This window comes from Chryseolinea soli, from assembly GCF_003589925.1.
GTDB lineage: Bacteria > Bacteroidota > Bacteroidia > Cytophagales > Cyclobacteriaceae > Chryseolinea > Chryseolinea soli.
In genome coordinates, this window is sequence record NZ_CP032382.1 from 5,385,372 (window position 1) to 5,410,840 (window position 25,469).

Consider the following 25,469-nt stretch of genomic DNA (forward strand, 5'->3'; position numbering starts at 1 on the left):
TGTGGTCATGTGGCCGTAAACGGATTTAAATTCCTTGACCTACTTTCACACCACGGAATCAAAACAGAAGGCGGTATGGAATTATTCAGTGTGTTCTTCTCAATCGTAGCCGTGCAAATCGGCCTCTGCATTTTCTGCTTCGTCAAGAAACGTTCCCATGTCGGCATGCGCCGTCACTCAGAGGTTAGCCTTAGCCGCTAACTGAAAGGCCACAAAAAACGACAGGATCGCGACCACAAAGCCGAACATAAAAATGCTGTACGCAATCCGCAAAAAGCGGTACTTTCTACCCAGCACTTTCCCCAGGTAGTAAATGTCCTTGATCAGACTGCCATATAAATAGTCTGCGTCCTTCATCATCTCCTTCATGCTCCACTCGTATTCCTCGATGCCCATGGCATGAAAGTTTCCAAAGAATAACAAATTGGTCTTCTTGTTCTTGATGTCCTCGCGTGTAAATTTTCCCGACGATACATTGGGCCGGCTGGCCAAAATGGAAAATACCATGGTGGCCAGACACACCGTGATGAGGATGATCGTGGGAATGGTCAGGTAGGGATTCTCCTCCAGCTTCCGCACCAGCACCGACACCACCAACGAAATGATGATGGAATTGATCGTGATGAGGATGTTGGCCTTGTTGTCCACCATCTGGCTCAGCATGATATGGTTGTGCGACGTGGTCCGGAACATGGTCTCGATCCCCCGGTCGGGCTTCAGCGTTTTCGCCTTTTCGAGCTTGGCCTGTAGCGAGACCACCTCTTCTTCCAGCTTGCGGTATTTCTTCTCGCTGATGCCGTCGCCGTTCAGAAGCTTCTTCAGATGCTTCATGTTCTTCTTCTTTCCTTCTTCCAAAATAGTTTGCCCATAAGGGGTTTGATAGTGATGTTGTTTCATGAAGTCGAGGGTGGTTTGCACCCAATCTTTTTCGGAGAGCTCGCGGATCCCGAGCAGCTTCCACTCTTCACGCAGTTGGTTGCTTTTGATCTCAAACGATTTGTTGGAGAGGTGAAACAAGTCCGCATCACACAGCACCTTGCCGATCAGGGTGAGGGGCTGTTGAGGAACTTTGGTAGCCGCGATGGCTTCCACCACATCGCGGATCTTTTGTTGAGAAGCTCCCAGGCCGGCCATCCACTCGGACGCCATTTTCATGGACGCTTCTTCGTGATTTTGAAATCCATTCCGGTAGCCCACGTCGTGAAGCCAGGCGGCCACGATGAGCGACTCCATTTCGTCCGCGTTCAACTGACTGTGTTTGCCAATGGTCGTGGCCGCTTCCACCACATCCCGGGTATGTTCCAGGTTGTGGAAACTGTGCCGTTCAAAAGCCTTGTCGTTGAAGATCTCCTCTGCCAGCGTTTGCGCTTGTTTAATGAGTGCCGAATCCATAAACGTTAAAAGCTAAAGGTAGAAAATATTTCATCTTCGCTGATCCGGACCATCCCGCGGATGAAACAAAGTTTTTAGCTTCGTGCTCAGGATATTCCCGGAACGGCAGAAGGCGACCGGCAACCCCCACATTCAACTGACGTGCCTGCATGATAAGAGCGATACCCTTTCTTCTTTGTGTACTCCTTTCAGCCTCCATCCAAGGCCAGACCCCAGCCACCGACGTGGCCTATACCCTCTACCTCGTGGGCGATGCCGGCGAACCCGACATCGTGAACCAACCCCTGGGCAAGGTGCTGCGCCGCCAGGTGGAACAGACCGGCCCGAATGCCACGCTCCTGTACCTGGGCGACAACATCTATCCCAAGGGCATGCCTCCGGAAGGCGCCCAAAGCCGCGCCGCAGCAGAGCTAACCCTGAGAACCCAAGCGGGCTGGATCGAGGGCCTTGGCGTGCGCGGCATTTTTGTGCCGGGCAATCACGACTGGCAAAGAGGCCGGAAGAACGGCCAGGCCATGCTGATGAACCAGCAACAATTCATTGACTCCCTGAACGACAAGAACATCACCCTGCTGCCGCGCGACGGCTGCCCCGGCCCGGTAGAGATCCCCCTGCCCGGCAACGCCGTGCTGGTCATCCTCGACACGCAATGGTTCCTTCATCCCTGGGACAAACCCCGCGGCGATGAAAGTCCGTGCGACGTGAAAAATGGGGCGGAAGCCTGGGTGGCGATCAACGATATTTTCGCCCGCAATGCCGGCAAGCGCGTGATCGTGGCGGCCCATCACCCCCTCATCACCCACGGCGAACACGGCGGCGTCTTCACCTGGAAAGATCACCTGTTCCCACTCACCGCGGTGAAACACAACTTGTACATACCGATGCCGGTGATCGGCTCGATCTATCCGCTCTATCGCAAATGGTTTGGCGATGTGCAGGACACGTCGCACCCGCTGTATAAGGAGGTGAGTACCCTGATTCAAAACATCATGCTGCAATACCCCGGCAGTGTCTACGCCGCGGGACACGAGCATGCCCTTCAATACCTGGTGCGCGACAGCCTGCACATGATCGGCAGCGGCTCGGGATCGAAGACCACTTACGTGAAAATGAAAAAGTACTCGCGTTATGCCGGTTCGGTCCAGGGGTTTGTAAAGCTGTTGATAAAGACGGATGGCTCGGCCGTTACCGAATACTGGCAAGTGGACGATGCGTTTCCCGAAGGCAAAGAAGTTTACCGCGATGTGCTTCCTGCTTTGCAGCGATTGAAGCCCCAGCCTCCCGTGCAGGAGATCTCCTTTAAAGACAAGGTGGTGAAAATAGAGGGCAGCAAACAATACACCGCAGGCAAGCGGCACGAAGCCTTGCTTGGCGCCAACTACCGGGCGGCCTGGGCGCAGCCGATTGACGTGCCCGTCTTTGATATCGGTTCCGAGCAAGGTGGGTTGAAAGTCGTTCAAAAAGGAGGGGGCATGCAGACCTTGTCGCTCCGGTTGCAGGACTCTACCGGTCGCGAGTTCGTGCTCCGCTCGGTGGAAAAATATCCCGAGAACGCCGTGCCCGAAATGCTCCGCAAAACCTTCGCCCAGGACCTGGTGCAGGACCAGATCTCGGCCTCCCATCCCTACGCCGCCGTGGTGGTTCCGGGTCTCGCACAAGCCGCGGGGATCTATCACACCAACCCCCGCGTTGTCTACATTCCCGACGATCCGCGCCTGGGGATCTACCGGAAAACCTTCGCCAACACCTTAGCGCTCTTTGAAGAACGACCGGCTGGGGATTGGTCTGACAAGGACTTCTTTGGTAATTCAAAGAACATTATTAATACAAGTAAAGTATTAGAGCGCCTCGAAAAAGACAACGACAACCAGGTGGACCAGCAGTTTGTGCTCCGCTCCAGGGTGTTCGACATGTGGATCGGCGACTGGGACCGGCACGACGACCAGTGGCGTTGGGCCACCTTCAAGTCCAAAAAAGGAGAGACCTACCGCCCCGTGCCCCGCGACCGCGACCAGGCCTTTTTCGTGAACGAGGGATTTATCCCGAAGATCTGGAGCCGCAAGTGGGCGCTCCCCAAATTTGAAGGTTTCAACGATGCCATCCGCTGGCCTTCGGGGCTATCCTTCAACGCCCGTTATTTCGATCGGACCTTCCTCACCGAACCATCCGAAGAAGACTGGATCAAGGCCGCCAAAGAACTCCAGGCAAACATGACGGACGACAAGATCGAACAAGCCATTAAAGCATGGCCTCCCGAGATCTATGCGCTCAACGGCGAGGCGGTGATCCGTAAATTGAAAGCCCGCCGGGCGCACATGGTCGAGTATGCCGTGTCGCACTACAAATTTTTAGCGAAGGCGGTCGACGTGGTGGGGTCAGATAAGGATGAACATTTTGAAGTGACGCGGTTGCCCGAAGGCAATGTGCAGGTGAAGGTGTTCAAGGTCGGCAAGGATGGTGAGCAGGGTAAAAAGCTGTATGACCGCCTCTTCCTGAGATCCGAAACGAAAGAGATCCGCCTCTGCGGAAAGGGAGGCGAAGACAAGTTTGATATCGAGGGAAGCACCGCCCACAGCATCCTGGTGCGGGTGATTGGAGGAGATGGAAAGGACTCGCTCGTGGACAACTCCCACGTCCGTGGTCTGGCGCGCAAGACCTTGTATTACGATCAAAAGAAAAGCAATACGCTGGTCTCAGACGGCGAAGCGGGCGATCGGACAAGTACTGATCCAATGGTGAACCTATATGATCGTAAAGTTTTCAAATACAACACATTGGCCCCCCTGGTAACGGGCAACGTAAACCCTGACGACGGCCTCTTTATTGGCGGCGGTTTTCTCTATCAGACCCAGGGTTTCCGCAAGGGACTCTTCAAGGCCCGGCACGTGGCCTTGTTCAGCATGGCCCCGAGAACAAGCTCGTTCAACCTGTCCTACCGCGGCGACTTCACGGACGTGATCGGCAAGTTTGGGTTGGAGATCAATGCCGACATCAAGCAACCCAACTATGTGAACAACTTCTTCGGCTGGGGCAACGAAAGCGTCTTCGATCAGAACATCGACCAGAAGCCGGGTCACGAGTCGCTGCCGTCGGCGGTGCAATATTACCGGTATCGTTTTGAGGAATGGCGCCTGGATGCCTACATCACCCGCAAGGTGGGGAACTGGGGACTGATCCAGGTGGGCCCGGCCATTCAGCGGGTGGAGGTGGAGGACCCCGGAACCAAAGACCGCTATATCAAGACCTATGCAGAGACGTTGCCGTACAAGCTTTTTGAAGGACACAACACCTACACCGGCACCACCTGGCGTTTCACCATCGACAAACGGGATCACCCTGTGTTCACTACCCGGGGCGTTGTGTTCACGGTGGCGGGGCGCAACATGGCCGGGGTGGAAAACCGGGCGGCCGATTTTTCGTCGTATGATGGTTCAGTATCTTTCTATCATTCCTTCCGCTTCCCGTCGCGCATCGTTTTCGCGGCGCGTGTGGGAGGAGGGGCCAACACAGGGCGGTATGAATTTTACCAGGCACAGATCCTCAGCGGTCGCACCGAGGTGAGAGGTTACCGGAAGACCCGCTTTTATGGTGAACAGAAATTGTATACCAACCTGGAAATGCGGATCAAACTGCTCAGCCTGAAGACGTATCTTTTCCCTGCCAGCCTGGGCATCCTCGGTTTCCACGACATTGGCCGGATCTGGTATAAGGACGCCAACGGAGTCGACCCCACGGCCCCCGACGGTTCTTCGAACGTGTGGCACAAGAGCTGGGGTGGTGGCGTCTGGTTCACGCCGTTCAACCTCGCCATTTTGTCGCTGGAAGCCGCCCATTCGTCGGAAGGTACGCTCAGCTATATCCGCCTGGGCTATTTGTTTTGACGCCGCTCGGGATTATCCCTATCTTTACAAACTTCAAGTACCCCTCTCGGCTTAAACTGAATGTGTATGTCATCGCGGACGATCAGGAGAAAGGTTATGTGGCTCGGGGTAGGGTTGCTTTGTATTTGCAGGGCAGCCTGGGGTGGACCGGGCGATCCTGCGCCTGCAAAGTTTATTGAGAATAAAAACCAGTGGCCGGCCGGCGTTCAGTTCTCGGCCAAAATTCCCGGGGGCAACATGGTGTTGCAGCCCGGTAAATTCAGCTATCGTTTTTTGGATCAAGGCAAGCTGCAGAAGCTTCATGAGCAAACGCATCACCACCAGGAAAACGGCCCGTCTTCACAGAAAGAAGAACGCATCCAGGGGCATGTGGTAGACGTCACTTTTGGCGGGGCCAACCGGGCTTCTCAGCCGCTTCCTTTTGGACAATCGTCAACGTATTATAACTACTTTTTAGGGGACGACAGTACCCGGTGGGCGTCGGGGGCGCATGCCTATTCGGGCGTGTTGTATCCTTCCTTTTATCCGGGTATCGATCTGAAAGTATACGGTCTGGGTCAGCATGTGAAATATGATCTAACGGTAGCACCCTATGCCGACCCTTCGGCGATCAACATGACCTATGAAGGCATGGACGCCTTGTTGCTGGACAAAGGCAACCTCTATGCAAAAACCTCCCTGGCCGACATCATCGAGCAGCGGCCCGTAGCCTATCAGTTTATTGATGGCCAGCGCACGGCCGTCGTGTGCGAATTTCACCTGGAAGGAAATACCTTGTCATTCTGTTTCCCGAAAGGATATGATCCGTGTTATGAACTCGTCATCGATCCGCTCCTGATCTTCTCCACCTACTCGGGCTCCACGGCCGACAACTGGGGCAGCACCGCTACGCCGGGCGAGCACGGAACGCTCTATTCATCGGGGGTGACTAACCACGATCTCGGAGGTTTCTTTCCGGTCACGGCCGGCGCCTTTCAAACCACTTTTGGCGGCAACTATGACGTGGCGCTTCTCAAATACGATTCTACGGGCGCTCAACTGTTATACGCTTCATACCTTGGCGGCAGTGACGTGGAGAGTCCGCACAGTCTCGTGATGAACTCCAGCCATGACCTTATCATTCTCGGCACCACGGGCTCCTCAAATTTTCCCACTACAGCGACAGCCTATGACAAGCACTTTGAAGGAGGGCCATTTGCTTCCAATGTTGTGGTGTACCAAGGGGGTACCGATATTTTTCTGGCGCGGGTGGCCAGCGATGGAAAGAAACTCCTGGCGTCCACTTTCCTGGGCGGTGTGGACAACGATGGACTGAACCCCAGGATAGGGCCCCTGACAAAAAATTATGGTGACGAGCTCCGGGGTGACGTCATCACCGATGCACAAGACAATATCTACATCAGTTCGGTGACCGCCTCTTCGGATTTCCCCATGGAGAACAGTATCGACCCATCCTTTAATGGTGGGGTTACGGATGCTATTCTTCTAAAGATCGACAAAGATCTTTCTGATATTCAATGGTCCACCTATCTTGGCGGTACGGGATACGACGCCTCGCATACCTTGAAGTTCGACAAGAGTGGTGACATCTACATTGCAGGCGGCACCACCAGCACCGATTTCCCCGTCACGGCCGGTGTGTATCAGACGGCATTGGCGGGTGATGCCGATGGTTGGATCGCCAAGGTGGGGCAGGCGGGCGATGCGATCAAAGCTGCAACGTTTACCGGCACCACCGGTTTTGACCAGGTCTATTTTTTGGACCTGAACGAAGACGACGAAGTGTTTGTCTATGGGCAGACCGACGGCCAGTTTCCCGTCACCCCGGGAGTATACAACAACCCCCACAGCGGGCAATTCATCCAGAAGCTGGACCCCACCTTGACGCAACGGATGTTCTCTACAGTGTTCGGGTCAGGTCGTGGTATTCCCGACATTTCCCCGACGGCCTTTTTGGTGAACGAGTGTAACAATATCTACGTGTCGGGTTGGGGCGGATTGATCAATGAAGGGCAAGGTTACTGGAATAGCGATACCTATGGCATGCCTGTGAGCGCCGATGCTTACCAACGCACCACGTCGGGCTCCGACTTCTATTTCATGGTGCTCACCGACGACGCTTCCAGATTCTTGTATGGCACCTACCTGGGCGGCAGTCAGTCGCGGACCCACGTCGATGGGGGCACGAGTCGTTTCGACAAAGGCGGCATTGTGTATCACGCCGTGTGTTCAGGCTGCGAGGCCTACAATGCCAGTGGCCGGTCTACTTCAGATTTCCCAACCACAGCCAATGCGTGGTCGCGACGAAACCGCAGTGAGAACTGCAACAACGCCGCCTTCAAGTTCGACCTCTCTTCTCTGAAGGCCCGCATTCAAACCAACTCCGTAGCGCTCGACCATCCCGGTCTGAACACGATCTGCATCCCAGAGAAGATTGTCTTCCAAAACCTGAGCACCGGTGGCGAGACCTACGAATGGGACCTGGGCGACGGCACTTACATCACCAAGCAAGACACCTCCCTGATCGTGCATCAATACCTGAACACCGGCCAATACACCGTCTGGCTGAAAGCGATCGACAAGGGAACCTGCAAAGTAAAAGACTCCACCAGCACCAAGGTGTTCGTCAACATTGCCCAGGCCAAAGTGCAGGATGACGATGCGCTCTGCCTGGGGTCGACCTACACCCTGAAGGCCAGCGGCGGCGCAACCTATGCCTGGACCAGCAGGGATGGCACGTTCAGTTCCGGTGCGGCCACGCCTAGTGTTAGTCCACAGGACACCACCATCTATTACATCACCATTGTCGAGGCCAACGGGTGTATTCATAAGGACACGGTGCAGCTCGATGTGATCCCCGTGATCCTGCCGGAATTTGAGATCGACCGGTCGGCCGAATGTTTTAACCGGCCCATCATCACCGTGCGAAGCACAACGGACAGCCTATGGCAAGGCGACCGCTTGTTCTTTGACTTTGGCGACGGCACCACGGCCGATACCGAGGAGGCCCAACACGAATATGCGAAAGACGGTTTGTATAACGTGAAGCTGGTCGGCGTCCGCGAGTTTTGCGTGACCGAAAAAGTGATGCCCATGCCCGTGTTCCGCTTGCTCATCCCCAACATCATCACTCCCGGAAAAGCGGACAATACCAACGATGTGTTCACCATTCAATACGGCGATCAAAAAGGCGCCACCCCCGCGGACTACGGATTCAAGACATCGGTAGTGATCTATAACCGGTGGGGAAAGAAAGTGTATGAGTCGCCGGATTATCAGTATGACTGGGAAGGAGAGGGGTTAGCGGCCGGCGTGTATTTTTATGAAGTCACCGTGAGCGATCATGCGGCGTGTAAGAGTTGGATCCAGTTGGTGAAGTAAGGAGCGATGCTTACGCCGGGGGCTTTGTTTGCTTGTTCTTTCGGAACGTACCGTCGATCATGTCGGCTTCATAGAGCAGCGCTTTGATCTTGTTATCATCGACTTCTTTCAATGTTTTGAAGTACATGCAGTATACCTGTTTCCGGTTCTCGGCCAGCAGGAGCCCGTCTGGATTGGCCATGAGGTTGCCCTGACAGAAGCCCAGGGTAACGCCCTTTTCCAGGTAGGACTCTTTTTTCTTTCCCCATGAGATCGAGGGAGGCCAGATGAAACAGATCAGGCGGTTTTGGCTGTAGAAGGGAACACCATACACCAGTTTTTCGGTGGCAAAAGGAAGGCACTCCAGCACCAGGTAGCGCAGGCGTTTCACGAGGACCTGTTCGCGGCGGGGGAGGTCTGGGAGAATTTCGTCAACGGTCTTTTTGGTGCTCAGCATGTACTTAAAAATACAACCCTGGAACGAAAAAACCTGCCTTCCTACCGTGTAATACAGTATTTGAGCCCTCGATTAAAACAAATGTGCCTATCCCCGCAAAATAAAATTATCTTGCGCCAAAATTATAACTATGCGGTTACGGCTGATCGGGGTGTTTCTGGGTTTTTGTGTAGCTTCTTTTGCGCAATCCGGTAAAAATCAGGGATATGTATACACAGTGGACATCACCAAAGTGGTGAAAGACAAAGTGCACGTGGAACTCGTCGCGCCGCCCATCTCCACCAACGAGATCATTTTCTACCTCCCCAAGATCGTGCCCGGCACCTACGACATTGCCGACTATGGCCGCTACGTCTCCGAGTTCACGGCTGTGGACAAAAAAGGAAAGAAACTTGAAGTGGAAAAGATCGACGACAACTCGTGGAAAATCAAAGGTGCCACCCGCCTGCACAAGATCGGCTATTGGGTAGACGACACGATCGACACGCCCATGAAAGGTCCCGAGATCTTTCAACCGGCCGGCACCAACATCGAAGAGGGCAAGAACTTCATCATAAACTCCGGCGGCTACTACGGCTATTTCGACGGCATGAAGAACATGCCGTTCCAATTCAACATCATCCGCCCCAAAGATTTCTATGGCACCACGGGCCTCATCGCCCAGCAAACCGGCAAGCCCCTGAGCATCCTGAAACTGGAGAAGGGTGGCAATGAAAAAGACAAGCTGGTCGATGTTTATAAAACCACGGACTATGACCAGTTGGTGGACTCGCCCGTCATGTACAACAAGCCCGACACGGCGGTGATTCACGTAGCCAACGCCGAAGTGCTGGTGGGGGCCTATTCGCCCACGGGCAAGATCAACGCCAAACAGATCGCGGCCAGCATCCGCGAAGTACTGATGGCGCAAAAAGAATTTCTCGGTGGCAAACTGCCCGTCGATAAGTATGCCTTCATTTTCTATTTCACCGACAAGCCCCTTTATAGCTACGGCGCACTGGAGCATTCTTACTCGTCGACGTACTACATGCCGGAGATGACCATCGACCAGATCAACCAGCAACTGCGTGATTTTGCAGCGCATGAATTCTTTCACATCATCACGCCGCTGGGCATTCACTCCGAAGAGATCGGACATTTTGATTTCAATCATCCTAAAATGTCGCAACACTTGTGGATGTATGAAGGTGTGACCGAATATTTTGCCGGTCTCGTGCAGCTTAAATACGACCTGATCGACCTGGGCCAATACCTGGAAGTGCTGTATGAGAAAATGGTCACAGCCGATCCGTTTAAAAACGATGTGCCGTTCACTGAAATCAGTAAGTACACCCTGGACAAGTATAACGATCAATATTATAACGTTTACCAGAAGGGGCCGCTCATCGGCCTCTGTCTCGACGTGAAGCTGCGCAAGCTTTCGAATGGAAAATACGGTTTGCAAAACCTGATGCTGGATTTGTCGAAGAAGTTTGGTAAGGACAAAGCCTTTGAGGACGATCAACTGTTCGACGAGATCACCCGCATGACCTATCCCGAGATCGGCACGTTCTTCGACCGCTATGTGAAGGGCGCGGAGAAACTTCCCATAAAAGAAACTTTGCAAGATATCGGCATCCTCTATGCGGAAGAAGCATCCTACTACACCGTAAGCCTCGGCATCGACGACGATGTGATCGGAGTAGAGGAAGTGGAAGGCAAGCAAAGATTGAAGATCATCAGCACCGACCACATGAACGCCGTGGCCAAAGCATTGGGCTTCCAGAAAGAAGACATCCTCATCAAGATGAACGGCGAAGTGATGCCCGAGGTGGGCCCTGATTTTGAGCCGTTCCTGAAAACACAATTCGCCAACCTGGGCGAGGGCAAGACCCTGGCCTATACCGTGTGGCGCAAAGATGAAAAGGGAAAATTCAAAACTGTGGAGCTGTCCACACCCAACGCCCGCATCGAAATCACGCGTCGCCACATCATGGAGATCGACCCGGATGCTACGCCCGAACAACTGGCATTGCGCGATGCATGGATGAAGCCGTGAACGCAACGTTGAACGCTACCCGCCGTTAAAGGAGGAAACGAAAGTTCATGGCGTACAAAAACAAGGTCATCACCAATCCTTACACGGGGCAGGCATTTAAATTTCTTCAAACGGCAAAAGACACCGGCGGCGAATTGCTGGAAATGGAGACCACCTACCGCGGTCATTCCAAAGAACCCGTGGCACACTATCATCCCTCGCAAGACGAAGATTTCAAAGTGCTGCAAGGTGAAGTGACCGTGCGCCTCGACGGCGCCCTGAGAACGTTGAGAACCGGCGACACGCTCCACATTCCCCGCGGCATGGTGCACGCCATGTGGAACCGTTCCGACCGAGAAGCGGTGGTGAACTGGCAGGTGCGGCCCGCGCTGGATACCGAAAATTTATTCGAAGTCACTACCGGCCTGGCCATGGATGGCAAGACCAAAGCCGACGGCATGCCCGGCATTCTGCAAGTGGCGCTGACTATAAAAAAATATCATCACGTGTTTCGCATGGCAAAGCCTTCCTTCGCGGTGCAGAAGATCGTGTTCGCATTGTTGTCGCCGATCGCGTATGTACTGGGCTATCGGGCAACCTATTCCAAGTATATCGATTAAAATTCAATCCGCCCATAGCGCGTGTTCTCGTCGCGCTCCTGATTTTGTGGGGAAGTAAAACGCCGTCGTGCGGGGTTGTCGCTTCATACAGGCTGCGAATCGCTTTAAAGCTCGCCGAAGTTACTTTGGAAGTGGGCCAGGACTTGGGTATTTTAGGGGACTCCTAGGCTTAGCCCATAAGCATTTTCCGATGAAACCCGAAAAAACGATTTTCCTGGCGGATGACGATGCGGACGATCGCCTTCTCTTTGAGGAGGCCCTCCGGGAGATCTCTGGCGAGACACAACTCACCATGGCCCAGGACGGACAACAATTGATGACGATCCTGGAGAATGCGCTTCTTCCCGACGTGATCTTCCTCGATTTGAACATGCCCCGCAAAAATGGGATGGAGTGTTTGCAGGAGCTGAAACAATCGCCCAAACTTAAGCATATTCCCATTGTTATTTTCTCGACTTCAACCCAACCGGAAATGATCGACAAGGTATACGAAGGCGGTGCGCACTACTACATTTCCAAACCCAGGAACTTCGGTGTACTGAAAAATATCATCCACCAAATACTGAATACGAACTGGCACGCATTTCCGCAGCCCTCTAAGGAGAAATTCATCATCCAACCCCGGCAGCGATGATCATGGAGAGCCCGCATAGCACGGAACAATTCCTTTCGGGAGGCGGCGAGCTGGGGGAATGCATACGGGCCATCGACTGGAGCCAGACGCCCATCGGACCTCCCTCCGGATGGCCACAAAGCTTGCGCACCACGCTGAGCATTTTACTCTCCTCGCGGTTTCCCATGTTTCTTTGGTGGGGACCAGAGCTCATCCAATTCTACAACGATGCATACCGGCCCAGCCTGGGGACCAACGGGAAACATCCGCATGCTGTTGGGCAACGCGGAGTGGAATGCTGGCCGGAAGTTTGGGACACCATCGGCCCGCTCATCGAAAGGGTGATGGAGAATGGCGAGTCGTTTTATTTTGAAGATCAACTGATCCCCATCTATCGCAATGGCGGTCTGGAGGACGTGTATTGGACGTTCAGCTACAGTCCCGTTCGCGGTGAATCCGGAACGGTGGAAGGCGTGCTGGTGGTTTGCAACGAGACCACTGGAAAGGTGCTGAACCTCGAGCAGGCGGAAGAAACCGGCCGGCAACTGAAAAGCCTCATTGCCGAGGCACCCATTTCTACCGCCGTGTTTAGTGGCCCTCAGTTCATCATCGAGTTGGCAAACGACGAGTCCCTGAAATTGTGGGGTAAAGACCGCCGCGTGATGGGCAAGCCCCTGCTGGAGGCCATACCCGAACTGAAAGGCCAACCTTTCCTGGACCTGATGATCGACGTGTACAAAACCGGCAAGACGTATGAAGGCCGGGAATCGGTGGCCCGTTTGGAACGCGATGGAAGTATCCGCGATGTGTATGTAAATTTTATTTTCAAGACCCTGCGGGACGCGAGCGGCAAGACCAATGCCATCCTCGCCATGGGCTATGACGTAACCGAACAGGTGGCGGCACGGCAGCAAGTTTCCGACGCCGCCGAACGCCTCACGCTGGCCACGGAAGGCACACGGATGGCCACCTGGGACCTCGACCTCAAGACTTCCGACATCATCCATTCGCCGCGCCTGGCCCGCATCTTCGGTCACCCGGAAAGCATGCATCTCAGTTTCCTGGCCATGCGCCAGGCCGTGCACCCGCGCGACTTGCGTGTGGTGGAAAAAGCATTCGACAACGCACTGAAGAAGGGAACCTACTATTACGAAGCCCGGGTCATTCACCCTGACCAGTCAGTGCACTGGATCCAGACCCGCGGCAAAGTATTTTATAGCGACGACCACGTTCCCCTGCGTATGCTGGGCACAATGATCGACATCACCGAACGCAAACGCGCCGAACGCGTCATCGAAGAAAGCGAAAAGAAGTTCAGGACCCTGGCCGACTCCATGCCTCAATTCATCTGGACCGCCGACAAGACCGGTAACCTGAACTATTTCAGCCGGTCGGTATACCAATACACCGGCATCACCGACCCCAAGCAGCTTGCCGAAAGCTGGTGGAAGACCATACACCCCGAAGACCGCAAGGCAACCCTGAAAGCCTGGCAGGAAGCGCTGACCACAGGAACCGATTTCTTGTTCGAACACCGCTTCCGTCATCACGAGGACACCTATCGCTGGCAGTTGAGCCGCGCCGTGCCCCAACGCGATGTGTCTGGAAAAATTGAGATGTGGGTGGGCACCAGCACCGACATACACGACCGCAAGCTCTTCACCGACGAGTTGGAGAACAAGGTGTTGCAACGCACCAACGAACTGAACCTGCTCAATCAAAACTTGTTGAAAAGCAACGACGAACTGGCGCAGTTTGCCTACGTGGCCAGTCACGACTTGCAAGAACCCCTGCGAAAGATTCAGACCTTCGCCGGCCGCATCCTGGACGTGGAGTCAAAAAATCTTTCGGACCGGGGTAAAGATTATTTTCAGCGCATGCAATCGGCCTCGGTGCGCATGCAGCAGCTCATTGTGGACTTGCTGTCTTTCTCGCGGGCCAACACCAACGAAAAATATTTTGAGGTGACCGACCTCAACTACATCCTGCAAATTGTGAAGGAGCAGTTGAAGGACACCATCGATCAAAAACAAGCCGTGATCTTGTCGAGCACGTTGCCGGTGTTGAACATCATCAGCTTCCAGTTCGAGCAGTTGTTCACCAACCTCATCGCCAACGCCCTGAAGTTTTCAAAGACGGATGTGCCTCCGCTCATCGCCATCCACGCCGACAAGGTGGGGCGTGATCACGTTCATCACAAGGATGCAGAAGACATCCTCTATCACCGGATCGTGATCACCGACAATGGTATCGGCTTCGAACCGCAGTTCAACGAGCGTATCTTCCAGGTGTTCCAACGGCTCCATGGCAAAGACGAATATCCCGGCACCGGCATCGGATTGGCCATCTGTAAAAAAATTATCGAGAACCACCAGGGCTTCATCGAAGCCTCCGGACAATTGAACAAGGGCGCGGTATTCACCGTCTATGTTCCTGCCAGGAACTGATCTTATTATTTTATAAACCGATGGCTACTTCGTATCGAGGCGAATGAATTTCCCTTCGCTGATCTTGCCATCCTTCACGGTATACAGCGTGAAACCCGACGGCAATTTTATTGTGCCTTCCTCCGAAGGGCCGACGATGGCCGCGGTTTGCTCATAACGCGTGGGCTGCCCGTACGACTCGAATGTGAATACCTGGCGAAAATGAAAATGACCCGCCAGCGAAAGCGGGTAGGGGCGTTGACTTAGGATGGTCACCAACTCCTGTGCGTTAGAGACCACGTGGCGATAGTGAAGGGTGCCATGCTGCCGCTCCAACGACCGGCCCGGCCCGGTTTCCTCAAAATTAGAGAGACTCAACCCGCCCGAGAAGAACGGCATGTGCGCAAAGGTGACCACCGGTTGGGTGGGAGGGATCGCGGCCAGATCGTTTTTCAGCCAGACTACCTGCGTGGAATCCACGTGGCCGTAATACCACAAGTCTTCATAGTCGATATCATCCAAGGCAACAAAGTGAATGCCGCCGTAGTTGAAGCTATAGTAGTTGGGGCCGAAATAGTGATGAAACATTTTTTTGCCGTACAAGGGATTATTTTTTCCCACCAGCGACAAATGGCGTTCGATCCCAAAGTTGTCGTGGTTGCCGGCAGCGCTCCACACGGGCATGGAGAATTTATGGGTCTCGCTCAGGTAAAGATCATACAATGCGGTCACTTCTTTTTCGGGGACTCTCAACGCATCGCGAATGAGATCGCCCGTGACCAAAACAAAAGCCGGTTTCAGGGAGTCGGCCATCGCGCGCAACCGTTGGGTGCGGGGAAGACTGGTTTCGCTGATGTGGGTGTCCGAAGCATGCAGGAATGTGAAGGACGTCACCGCCGGAGTTTTGACGAGCGCGAAATTCAACTCACCCCCGGCTTCGGGGGCCCTTTGCCAATAGGTTGGCACAGCTTTATAGCCGTCGGGTAAACTGATCATGATCAAACCATAGCCTTTCACATCGTTGATCGCATAGCGCCCATTGCCATCCGTTTGCACGACTTGTACCTGGTCCGACACGACCACGCCCCGAAGGCCGGCTTCATCCTTATCCTTCTGGCCGTTGTTGTTTTTATCGGCAAACACAAATCCCGTCACGGCCGTGGCGTGAAGGGCGGGGGAAAGCGTAATGAATAGCAGGAATAGAAAGGGTCTCATACATTTTGTTTTAATAAATGAAGATGGTGATTATGCGGGATATTAGCAATCGGCCAACGACAAGCGCATGGACCGTCTCGATACGTAATGAAAAGGTAATTTCGATTTCTGTTTTGAATTGGCTACCTTCATCACCCAGTTTATGAGCAAAGCCGAAACCAAAGACCTGTCGAAATTTCTGAAACCATTTCCTAGCGAGATCCAGGAAACGGTTTGGTTTCTACGGGATTTTGTGTGGGATCTTTACCCTCAAACCAACGAACTCATCTACGACAATTACAATGCCGTGGCGTTCGGTTGGTCGCCCACGGATCGGGTAGGGCACACGTTTTGTTCCATCGCCGTTGGGCGCACCAGCATGAATGTTCACTTCGGGTTCTATTGGGGCTCCGAAATTGCCGACCCCGAAAAGCGCTTGCTGGGTGAAGGCAATCAATACCGTTATATCCTGGTGAAAGATCCGGCAGAATTTCCAAAGGCTTATATCAAAAAGCTGATGGAGGATGCCTATGCCAATTCACTCGCCAAGGTAAAAGACAAAAAACAAATCGTCGAGGGACTGACCATCACCAAGTCCATCTCTGCAAAGAAAAGAACAACCAAAGCCAAGGCCGTTAAAAAGCCTGCGAAAAAGAAAGCGCCGGCAAAAAAGAAAAAGTAAATTGTGATGATGAAGTTCGGCCTGGCGTCGGCAAGGCGATAGCCACACTGGTCACCCACAAGATTTGCGTTAGACATTATTCAGAGTTTCCACTCTTGTGGTGATATTTTAAAAAAATGAAAGATGAAGGATGTGTCAATGAAGTGATAGACCACTGCGAAGTAACCTCGAAGGTCAACCTTCGACGAATACGGCTTGCCGAATAGGCTAAAAACAAAACACGACATGTTGTAAAATTTTAAAAATCAAATAAATCCTCAAACCAATCCATGAAAATTAAAATCCTCTTACTCTGGGTGCTCATTGTGGGCGCCGTGCAGGCTCGCGGCCAAAGTACTGCGAGACAAACGATCCGCACATTGCCAAACGGCAAGCATTATTGGGAATATCTTCCACCAACCTATTCCGCGACCGGACAAAAGATCCCTGTGGTGATCTTTCTGCACGGCCTGCTGGAACGGGGCGACACGGAGGCCGACATGAGCAAAATCATAAACGTGAATAACACTCCGCCCAACTATGTGGAGGATGGTCACGATTTTCAATTTGTATTGATCTCCCCCCAACTGCCGTCGAACCAAGGGGGCTGGAATAATAAAAATCACATCAACCCCGTAGTGGACTATGTTTTGCAAAACTACAACGTAGATCCCGACCAGCTTTATCTCACGGGGTTGAGCCTCGGTGGCGGTGGCGTGTGGGGCTATGCGCAAGACCCGGTATATGGTCAGAAGGTCAGGGGTATCGCGCCCGTGTGTGGTCATCAAAACGATAAGACCAAAGCGTGTAACATCGCCAACAACGGCATCCGCGTTTGGGCGTTTCACGGCGAGGACGATACTACCGTGAGCGTATCCAAAACCATCAACATGGTAGACGCCATCAACGCCTGCATCCCGGCGCCCAATCCCCTGGCCATCAAAACCATTTATCCAGGCGTCAATCACAACGCATGGGATAATGCCTACCGGATAGACAATGCCCTCCACAATCCAAACGTGTATGATTGGATGATGCAAACCTTCAACAAGCCTGCGGCCAACGCGGGTGTCGACCGGAGCATCACCCTTCCCAAGGACAGTGTAATACTCATGGGTAGCGGCACATCTCCCAGCAGCACCATCACCGGTTACGCATGGCAACAAGTATCGGGACCTACCTGCACGCTAAGCGGAACCACAACCAGCACCCTTTCGGTATCGGGCATGACGCAAGGTACATATGTGTTCAGCCTCGCGGTGACAGACGCTGCCAGCAACGTATCGCCGCCCGACCAGGTGACCATTACGGTCTTAGGAACCAACGTGCCCCCCGTGGCGAATGCCGGCGGCGATGTAACCATCACCCTTTCTCAATCGCCCGCAACCTTCAACGGCTCCGGCTCGGACAGCGATGGATTGATCGCCACCTACTTATGGACAAAACAAAGCGGCGGTACGTGCACCTTATCGGGAGCCAACACGGCGACGCTTTCCGTGAGCAATCTTTCGACAGGTACGTATACATTCAGGCTTACCGTCACGGATAACAACAGTGCCACCGCCTTCGACGATGTTAACCTCGTTGTCAATCCCGACCCGATTGGCGCGGCAACCAGTTGGAATGCCTATGACATTGTGATGCAGTCAACCCAGGCGCATCAGGGTTTGGTGAACAGTACAGACAACAGCGTACAGGCCACCGTTTCTTTTTTTCAGTCCACGAACGACGGCGGCGTCAAGAAGAGTGCGCTGCTGAGTACTTACAATGCAGGAGCCCACCCCAACGCTAACAGCTTTGTCGCCACCTACTGGGCCCTTGGATCCGGCAATGTCTATCCTTACGCCGGCAAGAGCACGGTGGGAAGAGGAAGCGAGACGGGCGAAGGCAATGTCCCTTCACCTACCGGTGTGTTCGATCTGCAACTACACCCACCGAACTCCGCCAAACTCATTGTGTCGGCATTTGTCGTTCCGGTAGCAGGCGAATACACGCTCAGTAACCTGGCGGTGAGAAGAGTCTCTTCGGCCACGGGAACAACGCGGCTAAAAGTATTTGACAGCGACCAATTGCCGGTTGCCGATCTTCAGGCGACCAACAACCAGGACTGGGTACAAAACACCAATACGCTTGCGCTGGGAACCCTGAGCGTGGGTGACAGCATTTACTTTGCGGTTGACCGGGAAGGAAACTACGCCTCCGATTTCACCGAAGTCATGTGGACCGTCAACCGGCTCGTCCCCAATACCCCTCCCGTTGCGAATGCCGGCACGGACGTCGCGATCACGCTCCCCCAAGACAGCGTCACCTTATCCGGATCGGGAATGGATAGCGACGGTACCATCGCCGCATACGCATGGACACAACAAAGTGGTCCTTTGGCAACGATCTCCGGAGCCGGCACGCAAAACGCCAAGCTCAGCCAACTTTCCGAAGGAGAGTATGTGTTCCGCCTCACCGTAACCGACGATGACGGCGCCACAGCTTTCGACGAGGTGACCGTTGTGGTGAATGCTCCCGTGGAGATCAGTTGGAATTCTTATGACATCGTCATGCAATCCACGCAGGCGCAACAAGGCAAGGTGAATAGCACCGATAACAGCACGCAGGCCACGATAGCGTTCTTTCAGTCGACCAACGACGGCGGTGTCCGGAAAAACGCGCTGCTCCCTACTTACAATTCCGGTGCGCACCCGAATGTCAATAGCTTTGTCGCCACCTATTGGGCGAACGCATCGGGCAACACGTATCCGTATGCTGGCAAGAGTACGGTGGGCAGAGGCAGTGAGACCGGCGAAGGCAATGTGCCTTCACCCACCGGTGTTTTCGACCTGCAATTGCATCCACCAAATTCACTCAAGCTGATCGTGGCGGCGTTTGTCGTCCCCGCAGACGGCGAATATGCCGTCAGCAGCGCAGCGGTGAGGAGAGTGTCATCCGCTGCCGGCACTGCGCGGCTCAAAGTTTTTAACAACCTCCAATCCGTCATCCTGAATCTCCAGGCCACCAACAACCAGGACTGGGTGCAAAGCCCGACCCCGCTGTCGCTGGGCGTTTTAGCCGTTGGCGACAGCATTTACTTCGCGGTTGACCGCGATGGGAACTATGCCTCCGATTTCACCGAAGTAGCCTGGACAGTCACCATGACCCCGCCTTCGAGCCAAGCGCGCATGGCCCCCAGGCAGACCGTGGCGGAGACCACGCCAAAGCAACCTTCGGTCCCGGACGAAACGCCGATCGGTTTCTATCCCAACCCGGTTAAGAATGTGATCTCTTTTCAAGGCGTTACCGCCGAAACCCAGGTCACCTTTTATAATTCCATGGGCGCCCTGTTGCAACAAACCAAAATAGATCAAGCCCACAATACGCTTGACATGAATTCGGCAACTTTCTCACCTGGCATGTACATCATGATCCTGAAAAATCCCGGCGCGCAGAAACATTTCAAGTTTTTGATCGAGCGTTGAGCTAAGATCAGGTGTAATAAAAAGAAGAGAGCATTGTGCTCTCTTTTTTTTTGTTTCATGGCGTACCGGTCTCAATACTCCAATTGCGTAGCTGTTTTACGGATAGATAAAAAAAGCCGCCCCAAAGGGCGGCTCTCCAACTACAGCCATCGGTAAGAAAAATTATGCGTGCACCTTGATCTGTGGCGCGCCCATGAGGATCTCTTCCGAAGCGGAAGATGAAAACTTTTCGAAATTTTTCAGGAACGATTCGGCCAGGTAATTTGCCTTTTGGTCGTAGGCGTCCTTATCGGTCCAGGTATTGCGCGGATCCAGGAGCTCGGAAGGGACCTGCGGGCAACTTACCGGGAAGGCTACGCCAAAGACATCGTGCGTTTTATAGTCGACCGTATGCAACGCGCCATTCAGCGCGGCCGTGATGAGGGCGCGGGTGACTTTCAAGCTCATGCGCTTGCCAACGCCATAGGCACCACCGGACCAACCGGTATTCACCAGCCACACCGTTACACCGGCTTCCTGCATCTTGGTGCTCAACATGCCGGCATACACTGTGGGGTGCAGGGGCATAAACGGCGCACCAAAGCAGGCCGAGAACGTCATGGTAGGTTCGGTCACACCTTCTTCGGTTCCCGCCACCTTAGCGGTGTACCCGGAGATGAAGTGGAACGCGGCCTGGCCTGGGGTGAGCTTTGAAATAGGGGGGAGCACACCGTAGGCATCGCAGGTAAGGAAGAAAATGTTCTTCGGGTTCAGCCCCAACGAGGGCATTGCGATATTAGGGATGTGATGGATGGGATAACTCACGCGGGTGTTTTCGGTCTTCGAGCAGTTCGTATAATCCACGTCGGTGGTACCCGGCTTGAAGCAAATGTTTTCCAGCAGCGCACCGGGGCGAATGGCGTGGAAGATCTCCGGTTCGCGTTCTTCGTCCAGGTCGATGGTCTTGGCATAACAGCCACCTTCGAAATTGAAGATCACGTTATCCGGCGTCCAGCCATGCTCGTCGTCGCCGATGAGTTTGCGATCGGGGTCGGCCGACAACGTGGTCTTGCCCGTGCCCGACAGCCCAAAGAAAATAGCGGTGTCGCCGCTCTTGCCAGTGTTGGCAGAGCAGTGCATGGACAACACATTTTTCTGATGGGGAAGAATAAAGTTCAACGCGGTGAACACACCCTTCTTGATCTCGCCCGTGTAGCCGGAGCCGCCAATGAGGATGATCTTGCGTTTGAAGTCGATGATAGAAAAGTTGTGCTGGCGCGTGCCGTCGGTGGCGGGATCGGCATGGAAGCCGGGCGCATTCAGGACGTGCCATTCGGCGGAGAACGTCTTCAGCTCGCGTTCCCAGGGCCGCAGAAACATATTATGGACAAACAGATTAGACCACGCGTATTCGGTGATCACCCGCAGGTTCATGCGATAGCGCGGATCGGCGCACGCATAAACATCGCGCACATAAAACTCCTTGCCATTGAAGTAGGAGATCATCTTGGCGTAGAGCCGGTCGAAATTGGCTGGCGAGAAAGGGATGTTGAAGTTGTTCCACCACACCGCGTCGGTGGTCAGTTCGTCTTTGACGGTGAACTTGTCTTTGGGGGACCTGCCGGTAAATTCACCGGTGTTTACAGTGACGGCGCCGTTGCTGGCGAGAGCAACCTGGCCTTCGTTCAGCGCACGGGCGGCGAGTTGTTCGGGAGGTAAATTCCAGTGCGCCTTCCCCTCCTCAATGCCGAGGTCTTCGACCGAGGCATCGGCCGGTTTTATTCCGAGTTCTTGCATGATAAATGGGTTAATGAGTTGCTCAAAGATACCTCAATTTTATACCATTTCAATCGTTTGCATTAGTAATTTTGTTACATTTGCCCGCCTTCAGGGATACTTGCGAAAATGGATTTATCGGCCTACTTTGACACCCGATTTGGAGGAAGAGGCGTGCCACTTAAAAAGATTTTTTAAAAGGCCCCTTTTGCAAAATTTTGATTGGAATTTTTACCAAAAACCTAACCGCAATTAATGGCGTTTTCACAACGACTTCACGAGATCCGTACCGGCTTTTCCTCCAACTTCTGGATCGCAAACACCCTCGAACTTTTCGAACGCATGGCTTTTTATGGTGCCAAAGCCGTGCTCGTCGTTTTTCTTGCTGAACGAGTCGGCCTGAACGAAGAGGCGGGAACCTTGGCAGGTATCTTCTCCGGTCTCATTTTTTCGCTCCCCATTGTTGCCGGCGTATTGGTAGATCGCTATGGGTTCAAGAAAACCCTGATGGCTTGCTTCTTTATTTTTTGTATTGGATACTTTCTCATCGGCCTGGCCGGCATGCAGTACGGAGAATCCATCGTGAACGTCGTCGGCAAAAAAGCCTACGCGCTATCGGTGTTGATCCTCACGGCCGTTGGCGGCTCGCTCATCAAGCCGTGTATTGTCGGCACCGTTGCGAAAACCACAAAACCCGAGGCGAAAGCGTTGGGTTTTTCTGTTTATTATACCATGGCGAATATCGGCGGCGCCATTGGGCCTATCGTTGCCTTGTATGTTCGGGAAGATTGGGGCATTGAATATGTATTGATCATGTCGTCGTTCACTTCATTCTTGCTTTTTCTTGGCGCCTGGTTTTTTTATCGCGAGCCTGTGGATCACAGCAACGAAGTAGTGGAGAAGCGCACCTTGGGTAAAGTATTTGCGGACATGCTGTTGGTCTTTGCCAACTTCAGATTCATGATCTTCCTGGTCATCTTTTCCGGGATCTGGATCATGTTCTGGCAGATTTTCTATCTCATCCCTTTTTATGCACGCACAGTGTTGGACTTTAAGGCGTTCGAATGGTTCGAAACCGTAGACGCGGCAGGCATCATTCTCCTAACGGTACCGATGGCTGCGCTCGTAAAAGAATGGAAGCCAATCACCGCCATGACGCTCGGTTTTATCTTCGCCAGCTTCGCCTGGATATTGATCGGCACTGTTCCCACCGTGTGGGCTACGGTAGCCGGCATCGCGCTATACGCCCTGGGAGAAGCCACACAAGCACCACGCTTTTATGAATACGTGAGCAACCTTGCGCCTAGGGGACAAACCGGCACCTACATGGGCTTTGCCTTCCTGCCTGTAGCCATAGGATCATTTTCAGCAGGAGCCGTTTCCGATTGGCTGCGCTTGAACTACCTGGATACGAATCCCGCATTGATGTGGTACATCGTCGCCGGCATTGGCTTCACATCAACCACGTTGATGATCCTCTACAATTTGTACCTGGCGCCCAAGCCCCAGGAATCCTGACACCGACTCATTAACCTAAACTTCCCATGGAAGAAAATAAATCGTTCAAACCTTATGTACCTCCCGAAGCCAACGTGGCCGAGTTCACCATTAAGTCGGTGGTGTTCGGCTCGCTCTTCGGCATTCTCTTTGGATCGTCCACGGTGTACCTGGCCCTGAAAGCCGGTCTCACGGTAACGGCCTCCATACCCATCGCCGTGATCGCCATCACGCTGGGGCGGAAATTTTTAAAGACAACTATTCTCGAAAACAATATCATTCAAACCACGGGTTCGGCAGGGGAGTCCATTGCTGCGGGCGTGGTGTTCACATTGCCCGGCTTTTTGTTTCTCTCACCGGGACCCGACGGGAATAGCGTGGGCGATGCCTATTTCAATTACCTCATCATTCTTATCCTGGCCGCCTTTGGTGGTATGTTGGGTACACTCATGATGATCCCACTTCGGCGTTCGCTCATCGTAAAAGAACACGGGGTATTGCCCTACCCGGAAGGAACGGCTTGCGCTTCGGTGTTGCAGGCTGGTGAGAAGGGTGGCGTATTCGCGCAAACGGCGTTCTATGGCATGGCCGTAGCGATGGTGTATGCGTTGATGCAAAAAGTATTTCACGTCATTTCCGAGCTGCCTACATACATCACAACACAGGCCAACAAATACTGGCCCTCGGCCGCCACGCGCGGTGAGATCACGCCCGAATACCTTGGCGTTGGCTACATCATCGGACCCCGCATTTCGGGTATCCTGGTGGCAGGCTCTGTTTTGGCATGGTGGGCCATGATCCCGTTGCTGGCCACATTGGTATCTCCGGATACCATAGCCCTGCAGTTGGTAAAGCTCGGCTATCTGGCGAACATCAACACCGCCGGTGGAGTAGGGGCCTGGGACCCGCAAACCCACACCTTTGCCAATTATGCCGACGCGATCTATCGTGCCTATATCCGCCAGATCGGAGCCGGCGCAGTGGCTTCCGGTGGGTTCATCACGCTGGTCAAAACCATTCCCACCATTGTCAGCTCCTTCCGTGAAAGCATCGGTTCAATGAAAGACAAGGGCGGCGAAAGCAGCATCCTGCGTACGGACCGTGACCTGTCGTTCAAGGTGGTGATCATCGGCAGTATTGCATTGGTATTGCTCACCACCTTCCTGCCCATTATTCCCGGCGACAACTTTGTTCAGAAATTTCTGATCGGCATCCTGGTCATCGTCTTCGGCTTTTTCTTCGTGACTGTGTCCAGCCGTATCGTTGGATTGGTGGGCACCAGCAATAATCCTATTTCGGGCATGACCATCGCCACACTGATGGGTACCTGTCTTATATTCACAAGTGTGGGTTGGTCCGGTAAATTCTATGAGCCGTTGGCCCTGGTCGTGGGCGGCATGATCTGCATCGCGGCTGCCAACGCCGGTGGAACATCACAGGATTTGAAAACGGGTTATATCGTAGGCGCTACACCGAAATATCAACAGCTCGCTTTGTTCATCGGGGCCATTGTTTCGTCCGTCGCCATCGGTTTGGTGGTGAAGATCCTGGATACACCCACACCGGCGATGCTCGCGCAAGGATTAACGCACGCGATCGGCAGCGATACCTATCCGGCTCCCCAAGCCACGCTAATGGCTACACTCGCAAAAGGCATCTTATCGTTCAATCTCGATTGGCAGTTTGTGATGGTGGGCGTGTTCATTTCCGTCACGATGGAATTGTGCGGCATCAAAGCCTTGGCGTTTGCCATCGGGTTATACTTACCTCTATCCACCACGTTGCCCATCTTTGCCGGTGGCGCTCTGAAGGGCTATGTCGACTGGCGTGCCGAACGCAAAGGTGAAAAGAAAGAAGACGATGAACTGGGGAAAGGAAGCTTGTTCGCTACGGGGCTTATTGCAGGCGGTGCACTCACCGGCGTGATCGTGGCCATCCTCGCCGTATTGGTGCCGAACATTGGCGTCATGAGCCTGGAACACGACCTGGTCGGAATCCTGGGTCATGGTGGCTATATGCTCATGGGCACAGTGTTCTTTGTAGCCATGATGGTGATGTTATATCGCCTCGCCACGAAGAAATAGCACAACGGCATTATAAAAAAATTGCTATCCTGGAAGCTTCTACAA

General features: G+C 53.5%; 14 protein-coding genes. 10 read left to right on the forward strand and 4 right to left on the reverse strand.

What is annotated here, in order from left to right:
* Positions 1–177: 177 nt before the first annotated feature.
* Positions 178–1,392, reverse strand: coding sequence for a Pycsar system effector family protein (locus D4L85_RS22840; RefSeq protein WP_119756481.1), 1,215 nt, complete (start codon positions 1,390–1,392; stop codon positions 178–180).
* 149 nt (positions 1,393–1,541) lie between these two features.
* Between D4L85_RS22840 and D4L85_RS22845 the strand changes: the two genes are divergently transcribed.
* Both D4L85_RS22845 and D4L85_RS22850 read left to right on the forward strand, forming a co-directional pair.
* Complete coding sequence (locus D4L85_RS22845; RefSeq protein ID WP_119756482.1) at positions 1,542–5,273, forward strand: BamA/TamA family outer membrane protein; 3,732 nt, start codon at positions 1,542–1,544, stop codon at positions 5,271–5,273.
* Positions 5,274–5,339: 66 nt separating this feature from the next.
* Positions 5,340–8,654, forward strand: a complete 3,315-nt coding sequence (locus D4L85_RS22850) for a DUF7948 domain-containing protein (protein ID WP_160143931.1) — start codon at positions 5,340–5,342, stop codon at positions 8,652–8,654.
* 10 nt (positions 8,655–8,664) lie between these two features.
* On the opposite strand, the gene D4L85_RS22855 is transcribed toward D4L85_RS22850, so the two are convergent.
* Positions 8,665–9,090: a DUF1801 domain-containing protein gene (locus D4L85_RS22855; RefSeq protein ID WP_119756484.1), complete on the reverse strand. Its 426-nt coding sequence runs from the start codon at positions 9,088–9,090 to the stop codon at positions 8,665–8,667.
* Positions 9,091–9,220: 130 nt separating this feature from the next.
* Between D4L85_RS22855 and D4L85_RS22860 the strand changes: the two genes are divergently transcribed.
* The 4 genes from D4L85_RS22860 (at position 9,221) to D4L85_RS22875 (ending at position 14,787) form a co-directional block, all read left to right on the forward strand.
* Positions 9,221–11,128, forward strand: a complete 1,908-nt coding sequence (locus D4L85_RS22860; RefSeq protein WP_119756485.1) for a M61 family metallopeptidase — start codon at positions 9,221–9,223, stop codon at positions 11,126–11,128.
* A gap of 47 nt (positions 11,129–11,175) precedes the next feature.
* Positions 11,176–11,727: a cupin domain-containing protein gene (locus tag D4L85_RS22865; protein ID WP_119756486.1), complete on the forward strand. Its 552-nt coding sequence runs from the start codon at positions 11,176–11,178 to the stop codon at positions 11,725–11,727.
* Positions 11,728–11,917: 190 nt separating this feature from the next.
* The gene (locus D4L85_RS22870; RefSeq protein ID WP_119756487.1) at positions 11,918–12,361 is read left to right on the forward strand and encodes a response regulator; all 444 of its coding nucleotides are present in this window, start codon (positions 11,918–11,920) and stop codon (positions 12,359–12,361) included.
* Between the two features lie 2 nt (positions 12,362–12,363).
* A complete protein-coding gene (locus D4L85_RS22875; RefSeq protein ID WP_160143932.1) occupies positions 12,364–14,787 on the forward strand; it encodes a PAS domain-containing sensor histidine kinase in 2,424 nt (807 codons plus the stop codon).
* A gap of 24 nt (positions 14,788–14,811) precedes the next feature.
* Here the strand turns inward: D4L85_RS22875 and D4L85_RS22880 are convergent, their stop codons facing one another.
* Positions 14,812–15,981: a metallophosphoesterase family protein gene (locus D4L85_RS22880; RefSeq protein WP_119756489.1), complete on the reverse strand. Its 1,170-nt coding sequence runs from the start codon at positions 15,979–15,981 to the stop codon at positions 14,812–14,814.
* A 142-nt stretch (positions 15,982–16,123) separates the two neighbouring features.
* Between D4L85_RS22880 and D4L85_RS22885 the strand changes: the two genes are divergently transcribed.
* Positions 16,124–16,642, forward strand: a complete 519-nt coding sequence (locus D4L85_RS22885) for a hypothetical protein (protein WP_119756490.1) — start codon at positions 16,124–16,126, stop codon at positions 16,640–16,642.
* 269 nt (positions 16,643–16,911) lie between these two features.
* Positions 16,912–20,088, forward strand: coding sequence for a PKD domain-containing protein (locus D4L85_RS22890; RefSeq protein ID WP_119756491.1), 3,177 nt, complete (start codon positions 16,912–16,914; stop codon positions 20,086–20,088).
* 162 nt (positions 20,089–20,250) lie between these two features.
* Here D4L85_RS22890 and pckA read toward each other — a convergent pair whose 3' ends face one another.
* Positions 20,251–21,864, reverse strand: coding sequence for a phosphoenolpyruvate carboxykinase (ATP) (gene pckA / locus D4L85_RS22895; protein ID WP_119756492.1), 1,614 nt, complete (start codon positions 21,862–21,864; stop codon positions 20,251–20,253).
* A gap of 234 nt (positions 21,865–22,098) precedes the next feature.
* Here pckA and D4L85_RS22900 point away from each other — a divergent pair, with 234 nt between their 5' ends.
* The gene (locus tag D4L85_RS22900; RefSeq protein WP_119756493.1) at positions 22,099–23,361 is read left to right on the forward strand and encodes an MFS transporter; all 1,263 of its coding nucleotides are present in this window, start codon (positions 22,099–22,101) and stop codon (positions 23,359–23,361) included.
* A 26-nt stretch (positions 23,362–23,387) separates the two neighbouring features.
* Positions 23,388–25,424 carry an OPT family oligopeptide transporter gene (locus tag D4L85_RS22905; RefSeq protein ID WP_119756494.1) on the forward strand — a complete coding sequence of 679 codons (2,037 nt, stop codon included), beginning with the start codon at positions 23,388–23,390 and terminating at the stop codon, positions 25,422–25,424.
* Positions 25,425–25,469 lie beyond the last annotated feature (45 nt).